This is a genomic window from Corynebacterium sp. c7Ub_26, from assembly GCF_053760365.1.
In genome coordinates this window covers 106,615-127,144 of the sequence record NZ_JBSNBL010000006.1, presented here as the reverse complement: position 1 = coordinate 127,144, position 20,530 = coordinate 106,615, and the positions used below count along the sequence as shown (strand labels likewise).

Genomic DNA, 20,530 nt, shown 5'->3' with positions numbered 1-20,530 from the left:
CGGACTAGCAAAACGAACCGTAATCCACCCCCTCTGTGTAGGAATAGAATTCCGACACACTAATGTTGTGTAAAGTGTGATAGCGCAGGTGGGGACAGCCCCACGCTATGCACCGTCGTGGGCAGAGACCTCCATGTGCGGCCTCATACTCACGACACTTCACGTGTGACGGCGTGAAACACAACGCGATCCTGGGCTTACACACCGGATGACAAGCAGCGACGAAACTCCGCCCTGTCGGATGCTTCGTTTTCGTGAGAGAGGAAGGCGCTATGAACGACCATGCCCCCGGACCAGAGGGTCAGACTCGTCAACGCATCATGTCCCTCCTCCTGCACCACGGAACAATGAGCGCATCCGAGCTAAGCAAAGAGCTGAAGTTAAGCGCTGCGGGAGTTCGACGCCACGTCGACAATCTGGTGTCAGACGGCTTAGCGGAAGAGGCTCCAGCAACAGGTGGAGCGCCTCGTGGACGTGGCCGCCCAGCCCGCGTTTTCCGGTTAACGGATCAAGGAAGAGGCAACTTCGGCTACGACTATGACCGCGTCGCGGTACTAGCTCTCGAAGCACTACGAGATGCCGGTGGTCCTAACGCTGTTATTCACTTCGCCCACCAGCGGATGAGCGATATTCTTCGCGAAGCGGGGCTGGATGACGAGGTTTCCGACCTCACTGACCCCGACGACGTCGAGGCCATGGTCACCAAAGTTGCCGATGCCCTGAGTAAACACGGGTATGCAGCAACTGTGGACAAAGCTGGTGGTGGAATCCAAATCTGCCGCCATCATTGCCCCATTCAAGGAGTCGCCGAGCACTTTCCTGAGATGTGCGCCGCTGAACATCAGGCGGTTCGCGAGGTCTTGGGCCACCACACTCAACCTTTAGCCACCATCGTCGATGGGAACGGGGTGTGCACAACGCATATCCCCCTGGAACCCGTTATTAACCAGAAGCGCGACAAGGGGAGTGGCGGTGAACGCCAGCCAGCTTCGTCGACATCATCATGAGTCCATAATCTGCCGTAATTTTCACTTCCGGAAAATTGACCATCATCACACGCAACATAAGAGGAGTCACAGCTCATGACCCAAACACCGACAGCTCCTGCCGGGCCACAATCATCACCTCAAAGCGATGAAGAGATCATTGAATCCATCGGAGGTGGATATAACTACGGATGGCATGACAGCGACGTAGCCGGAGCCTCCGCGCGGCGCGGCATTGATGAAGATGTTGTTAAGGACATCTCAGCAAAAAAGAGTGAGCCGGAATGGATGTTGAAGAACCGTCTCAAGGCTCTATCCATCTTCCAAAAGAAGCCGGTGCCCGACTGGGGTGCGGACCTGTCCGGAATCGACTTCGACCAGATCAAATACTTCGTCCGCTCCACAGAAAAACAAGCCGCGACGTGGGATGACCTCCCGGAGGACATTAAGAACACCTACGATCGCATTGGTATCCCGGAGGCGGAAAAAGAGCGCCTCGTCGCTGGCGTTGCTGCACAATACGAATCTGAGGTTGTCTATCACCAAATCCGTCAGGATCTGGAAAAGCAAGGCGTCATTTTCGTTGACACCGATACGGCTTTACGAGATTACCCCGAGTTATTTAAAGAGTATTTCGGGACCGTTATTCCAGCCGGTGACAATAAATTCGCTGCACTGAACACCGCAGTGTGGTCAGGCGGTTCATTCATTTACGTGCCGAAGGGCGTCCACGTCGAAATCCCTCTTCAGGCCTATTTCCGCATTAATACGGAGAACATGGGCCAGTTCGAGCGCACGCTGATCATCGTCGACGAAGATGCCTATGTCCACTATGTCGAGGGATGTACGGCACCTATCTACAAGACAGATTCGCTGCACTCAGCCGTCGTCGAGATCACTGTTAAGAAGGGTGGTCGCTGCCGGTACACGACCATCCAGAACTGGTCCAACAACGTCTACAACCTGGTCACCAAGCGCACGAAGTGCGAAGAGGGTGCCACCATGGAGTGGATCGACGGCAACATCGGCTCCAAGGTGTCAATGAAATACCCCGCAGTGTGGATGACTGGGCCGTACTCCCGCGGCGAGGTTCTCTCCGTTGCGATGGCTGGTGAAGGCCAGTACCAAGACACGGGCGCCAAGATGGTGCACATGGCTCCTCACACGAGTTCCAACATTGTGTCGAAGTCGGTCGCTCGTGGTGGCGGACGTGCGGCCTACCGTGGCCTCGTCAAAGTGAACCCGAACGCGCATCACTGCACGGCCAATGTTGAGTGTGACGCCTTGCTCGTCGATAAGATTTCGCGGTCGGACACCTATCCATACAATGACATCCGCAATGACCACGTGTCCCTTGGTCACGAGGCTACGGTCTCCAAAGTGTCTGAGGATCAGCTCTTCTATCTCATGAGCCGAGGCCTCGCTGAAGACGACGCCATGGCGATGATTGTTCGTGGCTTTGTCGAGCCCATCGCGAAAGAGTTGCCCATGGAATATGCCCTCGAACTCAATCGCCTCATTGAATTGCAAATGGAAGGATCCGTGGGATAGATGACTGACGTACTCAAGGCCGAGGATGTCGAAGCTGCCGCCGACAAGGCAAAAGAAGTCGGAGCTTTCGACGCCAACACAAACAACACCACAGGGGCAAAAACCAAAGGCGACGTCTTCACGTCGTTCAATGTCGACGATTTCTCCGTCCCTCGCGGCCGCGACGAGGATTGGCGTTTCACTCCTTTGCGACGGCTCAACGGGCTTCACGACGGGTCGTTCCCCGGTGAACATGCACCGAACCCGGTCACCGCAGATATCCCTGAGGGAACATCCGGCGTACACGTAGAAGAAGTTCCGGCCGACGATGACCGCCTTCGCGCAGCCGGAGCCCCGGTCGATCGCGTCGGTGCGCAGGTCTTCGCCAGCCTCCAACGCGGAACCGTCCTCACCATCGACGACGACACAGTTGTCGACGGTGACATCACGTTGACGTTCACGGGAACTGGCCCCGACACCACCTCCTTCGGAGCGCTCGCCGTCGTCGCTGGTGAACACGCCGAAGCCAACGTCGTCCTCCGATTCGAGGGGCACGGCAACTACGCAGATTTCCACTCGTACTCGATTGGAACAGGTGCGCATATCAACGTCGCCATTATCGACGACATGGAGGACGACGCCGTCCACCTGGCCAATGAGCAGCTCCGACTGGATCGCGATGCCGTCATGCGCCACGGATACAGCGCCTTCGGTGGCTCCGTGGTGCGCAATATCTCCCACGTAGCGTTCAAAGCTCCCGGGGCTGACTGCGAACTCTCCGGTGTGTACTTTGCCGACGACGGACAATACTTCGAGCAACGCCTACTCGTTGACCACTCTGAGGCGAATTGCCGCTCCAACGTGATGTACAAAGGAGCACTCCAAGGCGATCCGGACTCGGACCTCCCCGAAACACGCACAGCGTGGGTTGGCGACGCACTCATCCGCGCACAAGCCGACAACACGGACACATACGAGAAAAACATGAACCTCGTCTTGTCCGAGGGCGCGCGCGCAGATGCCGTTCCGAACCTCGAAATCGCCACCAGCGAAATCATCGGCGCTGGTCACGCAGCCACCGTCGGACGCTTCGACGATGAACAGCTCTACTACCTGATGAGCCGTGGGATCCCCGAGCCCGTTGCCCGACGCCTTATCGTCCACGGATTCTTCACCGAAGTCATTTCACGAATCCCGATACCGGCCGTCCAAGATGAACTCGAAAAACGCGTCTCCGAGGAACTCGACACTGTCAGCCTCGACGAGCTGAATTCACTGAGCTAATCCAACCACCGCGCGTCACCAGCTGTATCTCACGGATCATCAAACACAAGGAGAACAATGAGTACCCTCGAAATTCGCGACCTCGAAGCCGTCGTCAAGCCCACCGAACCAGGGGAAGAGCCCAAGCAAATCCTCAAGGGCGTCAACCTGACCATCAACTCAGGTGAGACCCACGCGATCATGGGCCCCAACGGGTCGGGCAAATCTACCCTGTCATACACGATTGCAGGCCATCCGCGGTATGAAGTCACCGGCGGGGAAGTACTGTTAGACGGCGAAAACATCATCGACATGTCTGTGGATGAACGAGCCCGAGCCGGTTTGTTCCTCGCTATGCAGTACCCGGTTGAGGTTCCCGGCGTGTCCATGGCTAACTTCCTCCGCACCTCAGCAACCGCGGTACGTGGAGAAGCTCCACGGCTACGTGACTGGATCAAGGAAGTTAAGGACGACCAAAAAGAACTCAAGATCGACACCTCATTTTCCGAGCGTGCCGTCAATGAAGGGTTCTCCGGCGGCGAGAAGAAGCGTCACGAAATTCTGCAGCTATCGTTGCTCAAGCCCAAGTTCGCCATTCTCGACGAGACGGACTCCGGACTCGACGTCGACGCCCTCCGGATCGTGTCCCAGGGGATCAACGACTACAAAGAGCAGAACAACGGCGGAATCATGCTCATTACGCACTATAAGCGCATTCTGAACTATGTGCGCCCTGACTTTGTGCACGTCTTCGCCAACGGCCGCGTCGTTACGACGGGTGGCCCTGAGCTCGCCGACAAGCTCGAAGAAGAAGGCTACGACGCTTTCGTAGGCTAACCAGCCCATAGTGAATGGCGATCATGACGACGTCGCCATTCACTTTTTATTCACACACTTTTTAGATGCAACCAGCGAAAGCTTGCAGGAGGAAGGTTACTGACGGTGGAAATTCCAGAGCTCACACGAAACGGGGTGGTGGATGTCGACGCAGTGCGCGCAGAATTCCCCATCCTGCACCGTACTGTTCGCGACGATAAACCCCTCATCTTTTTAGACTCCGGTGCCACATCACAACGACCGGAACGTGTGCTGCGCGAAGAATTCCACTTCCTCACTCACACCAATGCGCCCGTTCACCGCGGCTCGTATCAACTCGCGGAAGAAGCGACAGAAGCCTATGAGGATGCGCGCGAACGCATCGCTCACTTCGTCGGGGCCGATGAACCAGAAATTGCATTCACTAAAAACGCCACGGAGGCACTCAATGAAGTCGCCTACCTCTTGGGCGATGATCGCGCCGGGGAGTTCCAGGTTAAAGAGGGCGATGAAGTCGTCGTCACGGAAATCGAGCATCACGCTAACTTGATTCCGTGGCAGGAATTGTGCCGCCGTACGGGTGCCCATCTGAAGTGGTATTCGGCGACCGACGATGGACGGGTTGACCTCGATTCCCTGACGTTGAGTGACCGCACGAAGGTTGTCGCGTTTACGCATCAATCGAATGTGACTGGTGCCCAGCCCGACGTCGAAGAGCTTGTGTCGCGTGCGCATAGTGTTGGGGCCGTGGCGGTGCTCGATGCATGCCAGTCCGTTCCGCACAAAGCAGTGGACTTCCACGCGCTTGACGTCGATTTTTCGGCGTTTTCGGGACATAAAATGCTGGGCCCAAATGGGGTAGGGGTCATGTACGGTAAGGCGGACATCCTTGCCCAGATGCCGCCCTTCCTCACTGGCGGTTCCATGATTACGACAGTCCAGATGGACCATTCTGGATACACAGAGCCGCCGCAGCGGTTTGAGGCTGGAACACAGATGACCAGCCAAGTTGTCGGCCTCGGGGCTGCCGTAGAATTCCTCCAGGCCATTGGGATGGATGCTGTCGAAAAGCACGAGCACATGCTCACTAAATATGCTTTGGAGAAACTCAACGATATTGATGGGCTGCGTATCATTGGCCCAACAACTCCCGAACACCGGGGCAGTTCGGTGAGCTTCTCTCTCGAGGGTGTCCACCCTCACGATCTCAGCCAGGTTCTCGACGACGACGGCATCGCTGTCCGCTCTGGCCACCATTGCGCGTGGCCTATCCACCGTCGGATGGGGATCCAGGCTTCGGCGCGCGCGTCGTTCTATATTTACAACACTCTCGACGAAGTGGATAAGCTGGCAGAATCTATTTGTCGTGCACGAGACTTCTTTGGGGTGACGCGATGAGACTCGAATCCATGTATCAGGAAGTGATCCTGGATCACTATAAGAATCCGCAACATGCGGGCTTGAGGGAACCTTTTGATGCAGAGGTACACCACGTCAACACGTCCTGTGGTGATGAAATAACTCTGCGTGTTCAGCTCTCCGACGATGGGTCAACGATCGAAGACATCTCCTACGAGGCGTCGGGGTGCTCGATCAGCCAAGCGTCGACGTCGGTAATGGCCGAAGAATTGATCGGCCAAAGTGTCGACGACGCGTCGAAGAAACTGGCTGAGTTTGAACGCATGGTGACGTCCCGCGGGAAGGTTGAGGGCGATGAGGATCTCATTGGAGACGGGATCGCATTTGCCGGTGTTGCTCAATATCCTGCTCGCGTTAAGTGCGCGCTGTTAGCGTGGAAAGCTCTTCAAGCTGCCGCCACTGAGGCGATGGCTGATGCAGGTCACGACAAAGCCGCAGCACAGCTGAACTCATCATCGCCAACAACAAGTTCCTAGTTTCGGTTGATAGCGGTCCGTGCTTATGCCAGACCGGGCATCATCGATGCATCATGGACAGCAAGCAGTAAGTGGAAACAATGACAGCCGGGTGATCCCCGTAGACAGTGCACGCTCAGGAAGAACGAGGAGTTCCAATGGCACAAGATGACACGACCACACAAGATCAAGCTGCCAGTTCGTATGAATCCTATGACGACGCAGGTTCGGTAACCGGACCGGGTACGGGGATGGATGGGTCTATCCCTAGCGTTCCTGACCTACCACCGATGGGCGATGACCAGCAGAAAATTGCTAATGCTGTCCAGGACAGCCTGTACGATGTCGTCGATCCTGAGCTGGGCATCAATGTTGTTGATCTTGGGCTGGTTTACGACATTTGGGTCGACGAGGATGGCAATGTTGTGGTCTACATGACTTTGACCTCTCCTGCCTGCCCACTCACAGACATGCTGGAAAACCAGTCAACGGATGCCGTTGTCGGCCGCGGTATTGCTGACAATATGCGCATTGAATGGGTGTGGACTCCGCCGTGGGGACCACACATGATTACTGAAGAGGGCAGAGAACAACTCCGTGCCCTCGGGTTCGCTGTCTAGCTCGGCTTGAGTTCGGGCATTACTTGCCGACGGGCCCTACCGACCCGACTTACCGACGTGGTAGCGGGGTGGCACTCCCACGCAACAAAGACATAAACGTGCGTCGGGCCAGTGCGCGTTTGGCTTTACGTTCCTGCCGTGAATGTCCGTCCGGTTTAATCATCACCCTCACGAGGCGAGCGACGACAGACACCATGGATCGGGCGATATCCAACCCGTGAGAGGACGTGAGGTAGTCGCGAATGCGTGGCGGGGACATAGCGAAAAATTCGCGGTAAAACAGCCGCATTTCCTCTGGATTCAGTTGGAGGGTTGCGCCCAAACCACGCCGTTGAAGCCAACCTGCTATCCATCCTCCGGGTGGCCCGTGTACTGCTCCGACGATGAGTTGAAGAAGGCTCGGGTACCCGGCCCAATGGGCAGCCCAACCGATCTCTTTATCAGCGCGATCTACCGCAGATCCGATACTGTATCCAGTGGCAGCGTGCATCAGTCCCGCGGCCGCGCCCCATGGAAAAATGCTTGTCACACCATTGTTTCGACGTGCTACGTGCGGGATTCGTCGATGTAGGGGTGCAACGGGAAAACTCACGACTTCCTCGCGAACAGCGTGTCGACGCGCAATTTCTGGATTAATACCGAGCTGCTCGAGTCTCCTATCGAGCGCCCACCGCAAGTATTCCAATTGTGCTGTTTCAGAATGTGGCGAGTGCTCGGGACCTCGGCACAGCGTTGCGACAATTGTCTCCTCGATTAACCATTGGCCGGGCCCCAGAGGCATCCGATAATTGAACGTCATACGAGAAGGTACATCAACCCCTGGATGGGCCGTCGTCGATGCACCGTCATCGGGTGTCGGGCGGGAAGACGAAGCACTGTCAGGTAATGTTCGCATGTCCATCAGCACTGGCCGACGGTGATGGTGGGGAAGAAGGCGCTCGGGGAGGACTAGCCCTACGGCGAGTTGCCGGACTGGGACGAACCCACCGCTCGACGCGCGTGTGTCAATGACTACGTCCGCGTCGTCATGCCTGGATGCATACCACTCGTCATGAATAGAGACAGATTGCGTGTCTCCCGCGTTCCACAGTTGGTCACGTAACGCATCCGGATTGAGAATGACATAGGTCTCCGGAAGGACGGCTTCCCAATCGTCACCCCACACACGTGGCCAAGACCGGGAGAGATATGGATGCGGATGCTGACGTAGCCACTGCGGTATTTGGTGTGCCCACGCACCCATCGTCGGCGGGCAATACGGGCCATGTGGGTCCCAACATTCCACGGAATAACCGGAACGGAGCGCGGCAGCAGACGCTGCTGTTCCTGAAGGACCTAGCCCGACCACCGAAAAACGCATAAATTCACTGTATCGTCAGAGCGGCGTCGAAACTGGAACGAGGCATAGCCAGAGACAGCGCCTCCCATAAACCACTGAGTAGTTCACCCAGTCGTGAGGCCGTAGTCGACGGTGTGAACAAAGCCGCTTCCACGCGATATACTGCCGGCTTGTGATTACCACCGAGGATCTTGACGTTCGCGTTGGCGCACGAACACTTCTGACAGCACCTGGACACCATCTGCGCGTCCAAGCCGGGGATCGCATCGGTCTTGTGGGCCGCAATGGTGCAGGCAAAACGACGACCATGCGTATTTTGGCGGGAGAAACACAGGCTTACGGTGGAACTGTTATCCGGTCCGGCGACATTGGGTACCTTCCCCAAGATTCAAAGGAAGGCGATATCGAACAGTCGGCGCGGGATCGTGTGCTATCCGCCCGTGGGCTCGATCGGCTTCGCTCTTCCATGGACCGGCAGCAGGAAATCATGGAGACCGGTACCGATGCTCGCCGCGACGCAGCGATCCGGAAGTTTTCGCGCCTTGAGGAGCGTTATCACTCGTTAGGCGGGTATGAAGCTGATGCTGAGGCCGCGCGGATTTGCGATGCGCTTGGCCTTCCCGCACGCGTGTTGGATCAGCCTCTCAAGACTCTTTCAGGTGGCCAGCGGCGTCGCGTCGAATTAGCTCAGATCCTCTTCGCAGCGTCCACCGGAGGTGGAAAATCCGACACCACGCTGCTTCTCGACGAGCCAACGAACCACTTGGATTCAGACTCCATCACGTGGTTGCGTGACTTCTTATGCAAGCATGACGGCGGTTTAGTGGTTATCTCTCACGACGTTGAATTGCTCGAGGCCGTGTGTAACAAGGTGTGGTTCCTGGATGCCACGCGGGCCGAAGCCGATGTGTACAACATGGGGTGGAAAAAATACCAACAGGCACGCGCAACCGACGAAACTCGTCGTCGACGTGAAAAGGCGAATGCGGAAAAGAAAGCCGCAGCACTACGGGCTCAGGCTGCACGGTTCGGGGCGAAGGCAACAAAAGCAGCTGCTGCCAAGCAGATGTTAGCGCGCGCAGATCGCATCGTCAGCGAACTCGATGAGGTTCATGTTTCGGACAAGGTTGCGCATATTTCGTTTCCTGAACCTGCCCATTGCGGTAAAACTCCGCTCAACGCCCACGGCTTAACGAAGATGTATGGGTCCCTCGAAGTTTTCGCTGGGGTGGACCTAGCCATCGACAAGGGTTCCCGCGTCGTTATTTTGGGTTATAACGGTGCTGGAAAGACGACCCTCCTTAAGCTCCTCGCAGGCGTCGAGCGAAGCGATGGGGAAGGAGGAATTGTTACTGGTCACGGGCTCAAAGTCGGGTATTTCGCTCAGGAGCATGACACGATCGATCCCGACGCGTCCGTGTGGGAGAACACTGTCCAGGCGTGTCCCGATTCCGGTGAACAAGACCTACGCGGTCTCCTCGGGGCTTTCATGTTCTCGGGCGATCAGCTTCAGCAACCGGCTGGCACCTTGTCTGGTGGTGAGCAAACCCGACTTGCGTTGGCGGCTCTCGTTGCGTCCCGCGCGAACGTCCTGCTCTTGGATGAGCCGACGAACAACCTTGACCCTGTTTCGCGTGAGCAAGTCCTTGCGGCTTTACGGACGTACACGGGTGCGGTTGTCCTTGTCACGCACGATCCTGGCGCAGTCAAGGCTCTTAATCCAGAGCGTGTCATTGTCCTTCCCGATGGCGACGAGGACATGTGGAATGACGAATACATGGAGATCGTGGAGCTCACGTAGACGGTCGGGCGCACCATCCTGGCAGAATCAGAAGATAGTCCTTAGAGTGGATGTATGTCTGATAAGAAGAATGTACTAATCATAGGTGGACACGGTAAAGTTGCGCTGAAACTCGCGCCCCTGCTGGTGAGAGATGGTTTCAGCGTTCATTCACTCATTCGGGATCCAGATCAGAGTGAGGACATCACCAAAACCGGAGCAAACCCGGTTGTTAAAGACGTCGCCTCTTTGACTGCCGAAGAGTGGGATGAGCTTCTCATTGGCGTCGACGCGATCGTGTGGAGCGCCGGAGCTGGTGGCAAGGGGGGTACCGAAGCGACCTATGCCGTCGACCGTGACGCTGCAATAGCGTCGATTGATGCTGCTCAACGGTCAGAGAATTCCCCGCGTTACATCATGGTGAGCTTCTGGGGCTCAACAACCGTCGACCTACCAGAGGACAACTCGCTCTACCACTATTCGTTAGCCAAGCGCGCTGCGGACCACCATCTGTTGGATTCCTCATTAGATTTCGCCATCCTGGCACCGACGGCACTCACCATGGAGCGGGCCAAGGGGATCGACGTCCACACAGTAGAGGACACCGCAAACCAGGAGCGCCCCGCAGATACGTCCCGAGAGCTCGTCGCTCACGTGGCAGCGTATGAGGTTGAAGCACCGACCGCTCCGAATAAGATCATTCCGTTCGCCGACGGTGATTCGCAGCTAGGCGACGCTCTGGGATAGCTCCCGAGAGTATGAGCGGCAGAAATCGACGAAGTTGGCGAGAATCTGCCGCGCGGGGGATACGTCGACTTTCGCGGTAGCGTTGACGATGGTCGTGAACTCATCGACGCCAAAGTAACCGTAGTTTCGATAAAACTCCATCCGCTGACGCAGTCCCGACGCATCCATTTCCGCGTGGAATTGCGTCGCCCACTGTGTCTCACCAATCCGGAAAATCTGGATTGGGCAGGCATCGCCATATGCCAACAGGGTGGCGTCCTGAGGGAGGATCTCGATATTTTCCGTGTGGCCGGTAAATGCTTGGAACGTGGATGGAAGCGACCGGCACAGCGGGTCCGACGCGGCAGCGTCGGTCAATCGAACCTGCGTTGGCCCTGAATCTTCGGGGTGGAGGCGGGCAATAGTTCCGCCATGAGTATCCGCTAGGACATGGGCGCCGAAGCAGATATTTATGACAGGAATTCTGGTTCCCGTGAGCGCTCTCAGAAGGCGCTCCACGTGCTCCTGCTCCTCATCCTTGTGAGGATTAGTCACCGTATGGGGCGATCCACCGACGAAGATTCCGTCGATACCGTGAAGATCTCCCAGTTCGGCGGATTCGCTATCAAGCATTCGCTGTTCAAGCTCGTGAGGTTGAAGGCCACTAGCGCTCATGAAGTCATAAAGTTCGCTTGCGGCAACATCAGCTCCGTGACGAGGCGAGAACAGCACAAAATTCATAGCAGACAGCTTAGTCTATATCCGTAGATCCTGTAAATTCGCTTTTCAAGGCCAAACAATGCCAGAGATTAATTCCTAAAACCATGGACAGACGCAGGGAGCTGACCGCCACGACGAACAAACGTTGCTGACGATGCTCCATGAACTGGCATGATCGGGGCTCGCCCCAGAAGACCACCGAAGTCAACATCGTCTCCCACGGTCTTCCCAGGGACCGGAATAACTCGTACAGCAGTTGTTTTATGGTTCATCATACCGATTGCAGCTTCGTCGGCAATCATTCCGGAAATCGTCTCCGGGGGAGTACCGCCGGGGACCGCAACCATGTCCAAGCCCACCGAACAGATCGAGGTCATTGCCTCGAGCTTATCGAGGGTTATAGCCCCTTCACGGGCTGCATCGATCATGCCAGCATCTTCGCTAACCGGGATGAAAGAACCTGATAACCCGCCGACATGCGAGCAGGCCATCATCCCGCCCTTCTTCACCGCATCGTTCAGCAAAGCCAAGGCTGCCGTCGTGCCATGCGTCCCGACCTTGCCAAGCCCCATTTCCTCAAGGATGTGAGCGACTGAATCACCGGTTTCAGCAGTAGGGGCGAGGGAGAGATCGACAATTCCAAAACGTTTGCCTAGGCGGTCTGCAGCTAATGTCCCCACGAGCTGCCCCATTCGAGTCACTTTAAAGGCTGACTTTTTAATGACCTCCGCCATGTCATCAAATGAGCAATCAGGCACCTTTGCGAGGGCACGTTGGATAACCCCGGGGCCTGATACGCCGACGCTAACCACACAATCGGGCTCTTCAATTCCATGGAACGCGCCGGCCATGAACGGGTTGTCCCCAACAGCGTTGGAGAAGACGACGAGTTTGGCTGGCCCCAAGACCGAGTTCTCTGTGTCGGAGTGTGCCGATTCAACGATCACTTCACCCATCCGCCCGATGGCGTCCATATTCAGCCCAGCACGCGAAGAGCCAATATTGACCGACGAACATACCAACCCGGTGGATGCTAGAGCTTCGGGAATGGAATCGATAAGCGCCCGATCGTATTTCGTCATTCCCTTTTCGACGAGGGCAGAATAACCGCCCACGAAGTCCACACCGGTGGTTTTCGCTGCTTTATCCAGGGCCTGGGCGAGGGGTGTCGGATCCACACAGTCTGAGGCGGCGGCGACTAGAGACACGGGGGTGACCGATACGCGCTTGTTGACGATAGGTATTCCGAGTTCTCGGGAAATGCCTTCGGTCACCGGAACGAGATGCTCAGCGCAGCTCGTAATAGTGTCGTAAATATGAGTGGCAGCTTTATCGATATCAGAATTCGCGCAGTGGAGAATGTTGATTCCCATGGTCACGGTGCGAATATCGAGACGCTGCTCCTCAATCATGGAAATGGTCTCGAGAATATTATGCTTTGTATCCATACCAATACCGGCCTATAACTCGTGCATGGCACGGAAAATAGCTTCCGACTGAAGACGTATCTTGAGTTTCTGCTCTACCTCTACGGGTTTCATAGCATCCTGTAGAGCATCGAGACTTTGAGAATTCTCATCAAAATCTACTTGCAGAATCATGGTGAAATAATCACCCATAATTGTTTGAGACACATTAGTAATATTTGCGTCTACTTTTGCCAACTGCGTGGCCACAGCAGCAATAATTCCGGTGTGATCTAACCCGGTGACGGTCATGATCGCGATCATGTTATACAGAATAGCGGGAACCCATAGCAGGAAAACAACTGCACTTCCACCCCTCATACGTGCCTCGTGCGTGGAGCTCTCGCTCGCGCCTGGAAGTCTGGCACGGCGCCGTCAAGATATGCACGCAGCACCGTCAAAGGCGTAAAGGTATGAAAAAAGAGGCGCTACATAACGCAGCACCTCTGTGAGTGGCCTATCACGACCTATTTGCGCAAGCTGTCTTCCAAGACATCAAGAGCGAGGGGTAACTCCGGAGCAGTATCACCTACACCAACGGCAGAGAGCACCCCATCAAAAACGACGATCAGCAACGAACAAATGACCTCAGGGCTGACGTCGGTGCGCATGACACCGTCGTCTATCTGCTGGGAAACCCTTCGCCGCACCGCATCGTCGATACGCTTGTGTTCGCTATTCCAACGACAACGAAATGATGGGTCAGTCCGGACGAGCCTTCCCACTTCGAGCTGGGTTAGGGCCCATTGGTATCCATCAGGATTGTCGACGATGTTTCGCATAACGTCGATCAATCCGTGAGAGGCCGCAATGTCTGCCATGTGAATCGCGTCTTCGCGAGCTAGTTCAAAGAACAAACCTTGCTTATCGCCAAAGTGGTGGAAGATAGCTCCGCGGGTTCGCCCGGTCGCCTCCTCGAGCCGTCGTACTGTTGCGCCTTCGTAGCCGTATTCGGCGAAACATGTACGCGCGGCGTCGAGAATCTGTGACCTTCTTCTTTCGAGGTCAACGTCACTGACTTTGGGCATGACCAATACCTGTTGCGAAGGCAGTCTGCCTTAGCTGTCTTCCTTCATCATCCGGCGCAGGACGTACTGGAGGATGCCTCCGTTCCGGTAGTAGTCCGCCTCACCGGGTGTGTCGATACGAACAACAGCATCGAAGTTGACCGTTTCACCGTTTTCCTTCGTGGCGGTCACCTTGACCGTCTTCGGAATGGTGTCATCGTTGAACTTCTCGATGCCTTCGATGTCATAGGTCTCCGTACCATCGAGCCCCAGCGACTTCCAGGATTCGCCCTCTGGGAACTGAAGCGGGATGACGCCCATACCGATCAGGTTGGAGCGGTGAATACGCTCGAAGGATTCGGCAATGACGGCCTTAACACCCAGCAGCAGGGTGCCCTTGGCCGCCCAGTCACGGGACGAACCGGTGCCGTATTCTTTACCACCCAAGACGACGAGAGGAGTCTTCTCCTTCTCATAGTTCAGCGCAGCGTCATAAATGAAGGACTGCGGTCCGCCTTCTTGGGTGAAGTCTCGGGTGTATCCACCGGAAACCCCATCAAGGAGCTGGTTCTGCAGGCGAATGTTGGCAAACGTACCGCGAACCATGACTTCGTGGTTACCACGGCGAGATCCCAATGAGTTGTAGTCCTTACGGGCCACACCCATGGAGTCCAGGTACTGGGCCGCCGGGGTACCGGGCTTAATTGCCGACGCCGGGGAGATGTGGTCAGTGGTCACTGAATCACCCAACAGCGCGAGGACGCGAGCACCCTTCACATCCTCAACCGGATCTGGTTCGACGGACATGCCATCGAAGTAGGGAGCACGGCGAATGTAGGAGGACTCATCATCCCACGCGAATGTTTCTCCATCCGGGGTATCCAAGTTCTTCCAGCGGTCGTCGCCTGCGAAGACATCTTGGTAATCAGTCTCGTACATTTCGCGAGAAATGCTGGACTCGATCGTGGATTCGATCTCATCCGTGGAGGGCCAAATGTCTTTGAGGTAGACGTCGTTACCGTCCTGGTCTTGGCCAAGAGGCTGCTCGTCAAAATCGAAATCCATCGTCCCGGCAATTGCGTAAGCAATAACCAAGATGGGCGATGCAAGGTAGTTCATCTTGACGTCTGGCGAGATGCGGCCTTCGAAGTTCCTGTTACCGGACAGCACAGCCGTTGCGGCAAGGTCAGCCTGGTTAATGGCCTGTGAGATTTCGGCGGGCAGCGGGCCGGAGTTACCGATACAGGTTGCACAACCGAAGCCGGAGAGATAAAAACCGAGGGCTTCGAGGTCTTTCCAGAGGTCAGCGCGCTCGAAGTAGCCATTGACAACCTGCGAACCAGGGGCACAAATGGTCTTGACCCACGGCTTCGCGTGCAGTCCCTTTTCAGCAGCCTTACGCGCGAACAAACCTGCACCAACCATCACTGAAGGGTTGGAGGTGTTAGTACACGAGGTAATCGACGCAATCGCCACCATGCCGTGGTCGAGCGTGTATTCGCCACCTTCAGGGGACTTCACGACGATCGGGGATGAGGGACGGCCCTCAGCACCCTCTGCGGCAGATTCGCCGTGGCCAGGCCGAGACTCGTTGTAGTCGGCGACATCTTCCTTAGCAGGAGCATCTGCTTCGACGACGTCCTTGACTTCGCCATCACTGTAGTTGTGGAGGTCCTTGCGGAATTGGGCCTTGGAATCGGTGAGCTCGATACGGTCCTGTGGGCGCTTAGGTCCAGCGATGGACGCTACGACCGTCGACAGATCCAACTCGAGATACTCGGAGTACTCTACCTCAGGAGTGTTCTCATCAAGCCACATGCCTTGTTCTTTAGCATAAGCCTCGACGAGAGCGCACTTCTCTTCAGAGCGGCCAGTCAAGCGTAGGTACCTGATTGTTTCTTCATCGATCGGGAAGATGGCCGCTGTCGATCCGAATTCTGGCGACATGTTACCGATGGTTGCACGGTTAGCAAGCGGCACCGAAGAAACACCTTGACCGTAGAACTCAACGAACTTACCGACGACTCCGTGCTGACGGAGCATGTCGGTAATGGTGAGGACCACGTCTGTCGCAGTCACGCCGGCGGGAATCTCACCCGTGAGCTTAAATCCGACAACGCGTGGCACCAGCATCGACACCGGCTGGCCGAGCATGGCAGCCTCAGCCTCAATACCGCCGACGCCCCAGCCCAGAATTCCGAGGCCGTTTTCCATCGTCGTGTGGGAGTCAGTACCGATACATGTATCCGGGTAGGCAAGACCGTCACGGTCGAACACGACGCGGGCGAGGTACTCGATGTTTACCTGGTGAACAATGCCTGTTCCTGGGGGGACAACCCGGAAGTTGTCGAAAGCACCGGTGCCCCAACGGAGGAACTTGTAGCGCTCGTCATTGCGCTGGTATTCAATTTCAACGTTCTTCTCGATGGCATCTTCAGAGCCGAACGCTTCGATAATCACTGAGTGGTCAATGACCATCTCTGCAGGGTTAAGCGGGTTAACCGATTCTGCCTTGCCACCCAGAGTGACCACCGCGTCGCGAATGGTAGCGAGGTCAACGATGCAGGCGACACCCGTGAAGTCCTGCATGAGGACGCGGGCTGGGGTGAACTGAATCTCAGTATCGGGCTCTGCGCTCGGTTCCCAATTGGCAACAGCTTTGATGTGGTCAACAGTTGTGTTCTTGCCATCCTCGTTGCGGAGGAGGTTCTCTCCCAAAACCTTGAGGGAGTACGGTAATTTTTCCATGCCAGGAACGGCGGAAAGACGGAAATAGTCATACGACTTATCTCCAACCTTCAACGTCGATTTGGCATCAAAGGAGTTCTTACTTTCTGACACAGCGAGCTCCAGTCCTCTTCTCTTTCGACTTTCAGGGGTTACAGCTGTCAGAAAACTACTGACAAAGCTGCACAACGTCGTCATTCCTCATGATCCATTGTGGCAGCATTCAAGGCCGCCTGCGCGCAATACCTTGAACTTTGCTCTCAGAATCCCACGACAAGGGGGTTTGCCCAGCATATTGCAGCCCAAACTCTAACAGTACAGACGTACTGTAAGCGAATCTGAGGCCTTATCCACCCCCAAAAGTTACTTCCGGGGCCTGAAAGTTGAACCTGTGAGATCGGAAGGTCGCCCACGAGGCATTGATTCCTTTCCCTTACGACACGTGTTGGCGTAACACATTCACTTACGACGCGGCACGCAGCGTCGACAAACGCATGGAAGAGTGAAAGATGCGCGTCACAAATAGAGCGCTCGCTATCGCGTTACAGTCGGCGGCTTTCGTCGGGTTAGGGCAGAGGACTTAAAGAGGCCCGAGAGCGACCCCTTCTGGCGCATTTATTAGCTGATCCACAAACTAAGGGGAAGCGCCACAACGTTCCCAGACCTTCAACCTCAACTTGAGGTTCAAGTTGACACGCCGAGAATATTTAAAAAGTGGGGTAAATCACACTTTGTAATTATTCCGTTATCATCCCTGGTCAAGCCTTTAAGCGAGACTCGTGTCAGGATGTGAAGCTTGTTTTTTTATGTGATTAGAGTTTCTTCCGATGTTTACGTGCTCTACGGTGGCACTGTTCAAAAAAATAAAGCTGTGCAACCAAAGTTGATACGAGTCAACCCCTGAGGCTAGAGAAGTCTCTTCAACCATCCACCAACCGGGCATGCGGGGAAGTATGCCCGATTGACAGAAGGTGAGGGGATCGGCACGCCAACTTAGCTACAGTGGGCAGAAAGTCGTCAAGTTTTCACACTTGACTTTTCTGTGAACACTTCCGTAGGCCGCTAGGTTCCGTAACAAGGCTGGTTATCAGGTTTCTACCTCTATTGACTGACGGCTTCAGGCATAGCTCAGACGATGAATGCTTCCGATCAAAGGAGAAATGGCGTGGTAGACCGCAGGGCCTTCCGGACGTCCCATCCGCGACATGCAAGCACTCGGCTTGCGGCCGTCTTGCTGTGTGCCGGGCTAGGGGTAACCTCTGCTCCACATGCCATGGCAGCCCCCAACGACGGTCCCAATTCTGTCGCGTCGCTTGCCAACGATTTAACTCAGGCACAGAAAAAGCTGACTGAGCTGCAAAATGAACAAGGCGGCATCCGTCAAGAAGCAAATAAGACTGTGTATGAGCTGGATGAGGCCACCAGCGACGCAAACGATGCACAGGAGAAGGTTGTCCAGGCGCGGGCGAGGCTCGACAAGTCCCAAAAGGACGTCGAGGAAGCCCAGGACAAGTTAAACTCCCTGTCGCGTTCGCAGTACACGCAAGGACAGGATTCTAATGCGGTGACGATGGCAGCTGGGGAAGATGCCGTCGCTAATACTCTTGATCGCGCTTCATACTTGCGCACCGAGGCGGCGAAACAACGCAAAGTTGTCTCGCAGCTAGACAAGGTGCGTACTCAAGCTGCTAATGAGGAATCCTCTCTCCGCAAGCTGCTTGCCGACGCGTCCGCTAAGCGTAAGGACGCGAAGGAATCCAAGGACAAGGCTCTTGAAGCGATTCAAACCGCGTCACGAAAAGCAGCGGACCTGCAAAAATCTATCCAGGAAGCTGAAGCTCGCAAAAATGAGATCCAGTCACGCCTCGACGAAGTAAAGGGCGACAAGGCTGGCTCCTCTAGCAATTCACCATCGGCATCGGCTCAGAGCAACGCCAGTGACACAAGTGCGGCAGGTCCTTCCACCTCCGCCTCGGCAACGCAGGACACCAAACCGGCTTCGGATTCTGCATCACCAGCTGATAACGCCGCTGACAACCAGGACAACTCGTCGGACAGTGCTTCGTCTGATGACCAATCGAGCGCAAGCTCTGCGCCGACAACGGAGCAATTAGCGCACGACACGTCTGATAGTGGTGATCAGGGGATCGGCGAGTCCACGCAGGAATCCACGGAGCCATCGTCGGATGCAACTGAGCAGCCGTCTTCAAATGAGCCAGCTACGGCTTCCGCGGAGAATTCTGCCCAGGATTCTGCGCAGAATGACCAGGCAGACAGCTCCAGTAGTGCAGATAATGTGGACGACCAGGGCGCTAAGGCTGACCAGGGCATTGACTATGCTGCTGCGGATCAGACCGAAAAAGAGCGGTCCGAAGCTGCCGCGGACGCGAAGCAGAAAGCTGATAACGCTTTAGCTGCCGCCAAGGATGCCAAGGAGAAGGAAGACAACGGCGATCCAACCGTTGAGCAGGCACGTCAAAATGCAGCCAACCTGGCGACGATCGCTTCCGAGGCGGTCAAGCGTGTAGAAGAGCTGACCGAAAAGCTGCGGCAGATTTTGGGTGCAGCCTTCGATTCCTCGTCTAACGACGCTGACAAGGCGCTCATCGGGCTCACCTCGAGTGGCTTGGCGGCCTTGGCAGCCGGACTGAAGGCAGGCCAGGAAGGAAACGACCCGGTTGCTGCCGCCGTTAATGGCGGACGTCAGGCAGCGCGCCAAGCGTGGGACCAGATTCAGAATCAGTCCGATAACAGCGGCAGTAACGCCAGTAACACCGGTAGCGCTAACACCGGTTCCGGATCTGCGTCTACTGCAACGGGCACCACTGGCAACGGCACGGGTAGCGATAACAGTGGATCCACGGCCTCTGGTTCCAGCTCGCCGGGATCTGATAACTCGAGTAATGATCAGAGCAGCAGTTCAACATCGTCGGGTAGCACTGGATCAACCAGCACTGACACCGACAGCGATGGATCCGACTCGGACGACGAATCCACGTCGACTACTTCGCAGCTAGTCAACGGTCTCAAGAACAACTCTGACGCCTTGAACCGAGTGACCGACGGTACTGACCAGGCATCACTCGCTACCTCAATTGGCGGAGGAAACTCAGCCAATAGCTCCACGACCGGAACGACTAACACGGGCGACAATGCACAAACCGCAACCAGCGGTTCTGCAGAAACCCGGATCAACGCCGTCATCGCTCGTGCGCAATCACAGCTAGGGGTGCGTTACTCCTGGGGTGGCGGAAACTACTACGGTCCGACCGTCGGCATTAGGGATGGCGGGGTCGCTGACCAATACGGCGATTACGCTCACGCTGGTTTCGACTGCTCCGGCCTGGTGCTGTACGCCTTCTACATCGCTGGCTTCAAGTTGCCGCACTACACAGGAGCGCAGTACCAATCGGGAACTCAGCATCCTGCTTCCCAGATGAAGCGCGGTGACCTGATCTTCTACGGTCCTAACGCTAGCCAGCACGTCGCAATCTACCTGGGCAACGACCAGATGATTGAGGCACCCGAGTCCGGCTCAGTCGTCAAGATCAGCCCAGTTCGTTATGGTGGCATGACTCCGAACGTTGTCCGGCTCATCTCATAAACTAGGCTAGGTCTGCACTCCACACGCACTGCTCACTCGCGTCCTTATCGACGTGGGGATCACCTTGCCGGT

General features: G+C 55.9%; 16 protein-coding genes. 10 read left to right on the top strand and 6 right to left on the bottom strand.

Features of this window, described 5'->3' with window-relative positions:
• Nucleotides 1-272 precede the first annotated feature (272 nt).
• The 7 genes from ACWORE_RS10130 to ACWORE_RS10100 all read left to right on the top strand — a co-directional run bounded on the left by ACWORE_RS10130 (nt 273) and on the right by ACWORE_RS10100 (nt 7,089).
• Nucleotides 273-1,007 (top strand): helix-turn-helix transcriptional regulator, encoded by a 735-nt coding sequence (locus ACWORE_RS10130; RefSeq protein ID WP_406604561.1) that lies wholly within the window; start codon nt 273-275, stop codon nt 1,005-1,007.
• A 75-nt stretch (nt 1,008-1,082) separates the two neighbouring features.
• Entirely contained in the window at nt 1,083-2,537 is a 1,455-nt protein-coding gene (gene sufB, locus ACWORE_RS10125) for a Fe-S cluster assembly protein SufB (RefSeq protein WP_455303711.1), read from the top strand.
• Nucleotides 2,538-3,800 (top strand): Fe-S cluster assembly protein SufD, encoded by a 1,263-nt coding sequence (gene sufD / locus ACWORE_RS10120; RefSeq protein ID WP_455303710.1) that lies wholly within the window; start codon nt 2,538-2,540, stop codon nt 3,798-3,800. It abuts the gene before it with no gap.
• 57 nt (nt 3,801-3,857) lie between these two features.
• The gene (gene sufC, locus ACWORE_RS10115) at nt 3,858-4,616 is read left to right on the top strand and encodes a Fe-S cluster assembly ATPase SufC (RefSeq protein WP_455303709.1); all 759 of its coding nucleotides are present in this window, start codon (nt 3,858-3,860) and stop codon (nt 4,614-4,616) included.
• Nucleotides 4,617-4,721: 105 nt separating this feature from the next.
• Nucleotides 4,722-5,993: a cysteine desulfurase gene (locus ACWORE_RS10110; protein WP_406604559.1), complete on the top strand. Its 1,272-nt coding sequence runs from the start codon at nt 4,722-4,724 to the stop codon at nt 5,991-5,993.
• Nucleotides 5,990-6,490 carry a Fe-S cluster assembly sulfur transfer protein SufU gene (gene sufU / locus ACWORE_RS10105; RefSeq protein ID WP_406604558.1) on the top strand — a complete coding sequence of 167 codons (501 nt, stop codon included), beginning with the start codon at nt 5,990-5,992 and terminating at the stop codon, nt 6,488-6,490. The genes ACWORE_RS10110 and sufU overlap by 4 nt, the downstream gene beginning before the upstream one ends.
• A 137-nt stretch (nt 6,491-6,627) precedes the next feature.
• The gene (locus ACWORE_RS10100; protein ID WP_406604557.1) at nt 6,628-7,089 is read left to right on the top strand and encodes a metal-sulfur cluster assembly factor; all 462 of its coding nucleotides are present in this window, start codon (nt 6,628-6,630) and stop codon (nt 7,087-7,089) included.
• Nucleotides 7,090-7,138: 49 nt separating this feature from the next.
• Here ACWORE_RS10100 and ACWORE_RS10095 read toward each other — a convergent pair whose 3' ends face one another.
• The gene (locus tag ACWORE_RS10095; protein WP_455303708.1) at nt 7,139-8,449 is read right to left on the bottom strand and encodes a lycopene cyclase family protein; all 1,311 of its coding nucleotides are present in this window, start codon (nt 8,447-8,449) and stop codon (nt 7,139-7,141) included.
• 151 nt (nt 8,450-8,600) lie between these two features.
• On the opposite strand from ACWORE_RS10095, the gene ACWORE_RS10090 reads away from it, so the two are divergent.
• Together ACWORE_RS10090 and ACWORE_RS10085 are read left to right on the top strand one after the other, a co-directional pair.
• Nucleotides 8,601-10,229 (top strand): ABC-F family ATP-binding cassette domain-containing protein, encoded by a 1,629-nt coding sequence (locus ACWORE_RS10090; protein ID WP_448233900.1) that lies wholly within the window; start codon nt 8,601-8,603, stop codon nt 10,227-10,229.
• A 54-nt stretch (nt 10,230-10,283) separates the two neighbouring features.
• On the top strand, nt 10,284-10,955 hold the full coding sequence (locus tag ACWORE_RS10085) for an NAD(P)H-binding protein (protein WP_406604554.1): 672 nt from the start codon (nt 10,284-10,286) through the stop codon (nt 10,953-10,955).
• Here the strand turns inward: ACWORE_RS10085 and ACWORE_RS10080 are convergent.
• The 5 genes from ACWORE_RS10080 to acnA form a co-directional block, all read right to left on the bottom strand.
• Entirely contained in the window at nt 10,935-11,675 is a 741-nt protein-coding gene (locus ACWORE_RS10080) for a glutamine amidotransferase (protein WP_296135567.1), read from the bottom strand. The two genes, ACWORE_RS10085 and ACWORE_RS10080, sit on opposite strands and share 21 nt — an antisense overlap.
• Nucleotides 11,676-11,743: 68 nt before the next feature.
• Nucleotides 11,744-13,102: a DUF711 family protein gene (locus tag ACWORE_RS10075; RefSeq protein WP_455303707.1), complete on the bottom strand. Its 1,359-nt coding sequence runs from the start codon at nt 13,100-13,102 to the stop codon at nt 11,744-11,746.
• A gap of 12 nt (nt 13,103-13,114) precedes the next feature.
• Nucleotides 13,115-13,384, bottom strand: a complete 270-nt coding sequence (locus ACWORE_RS10070) for an ACT domain-containing protein (protein WP_041629296.1) — start codon at nt 13,382-13,384, stop codon at nt 13,115-13,117.
• 203 nt (nt 13,385-13,587) lie between these two features.
• Complete coding sequence (locus ACWORE_RS10065) at nt 13,588-14,148, bottom strand: TetR/AcrR family transcriptional regulator (RefSeq protein WP_296135563.1); 561 nt, start codon at nt 14,146-14,148, stop codon at nt 13,588-13,590.
• Nucleotides 14,149-14,178: 30 nt separating this feature from the next.
• Nucleotides 14,179-16,968 (bottom strand): aconitate hydratase AcnA, encoded by a 2,790-nt coding sequence (gene acnA, locus ACWORE_RS10060; protein WP_455303706.1) that lies wholly within the window; start codon nt 16,966-16,968, stop codon nt 14,179-14,181.
• A gap of 1,051 nt (nt 16,969-18,019) precedes the next feature.
• Here acnA and ACWORE_RS10055 point away from each other — a divergent pair.
• Nucleotides 18,020-20,458 (top strand): NlpC/P60 family protein, encoded by a 2,439-nt coding sequence (locus ACWORE_RS10055; protein ID WP_455303705.1) that lies wholly within the window; start codon nt 18,020-18,022, stop codon nt 20,456-20,458.
• Nucleotides 20,459-20,530 lie beyond the last annotated feature (72 nt).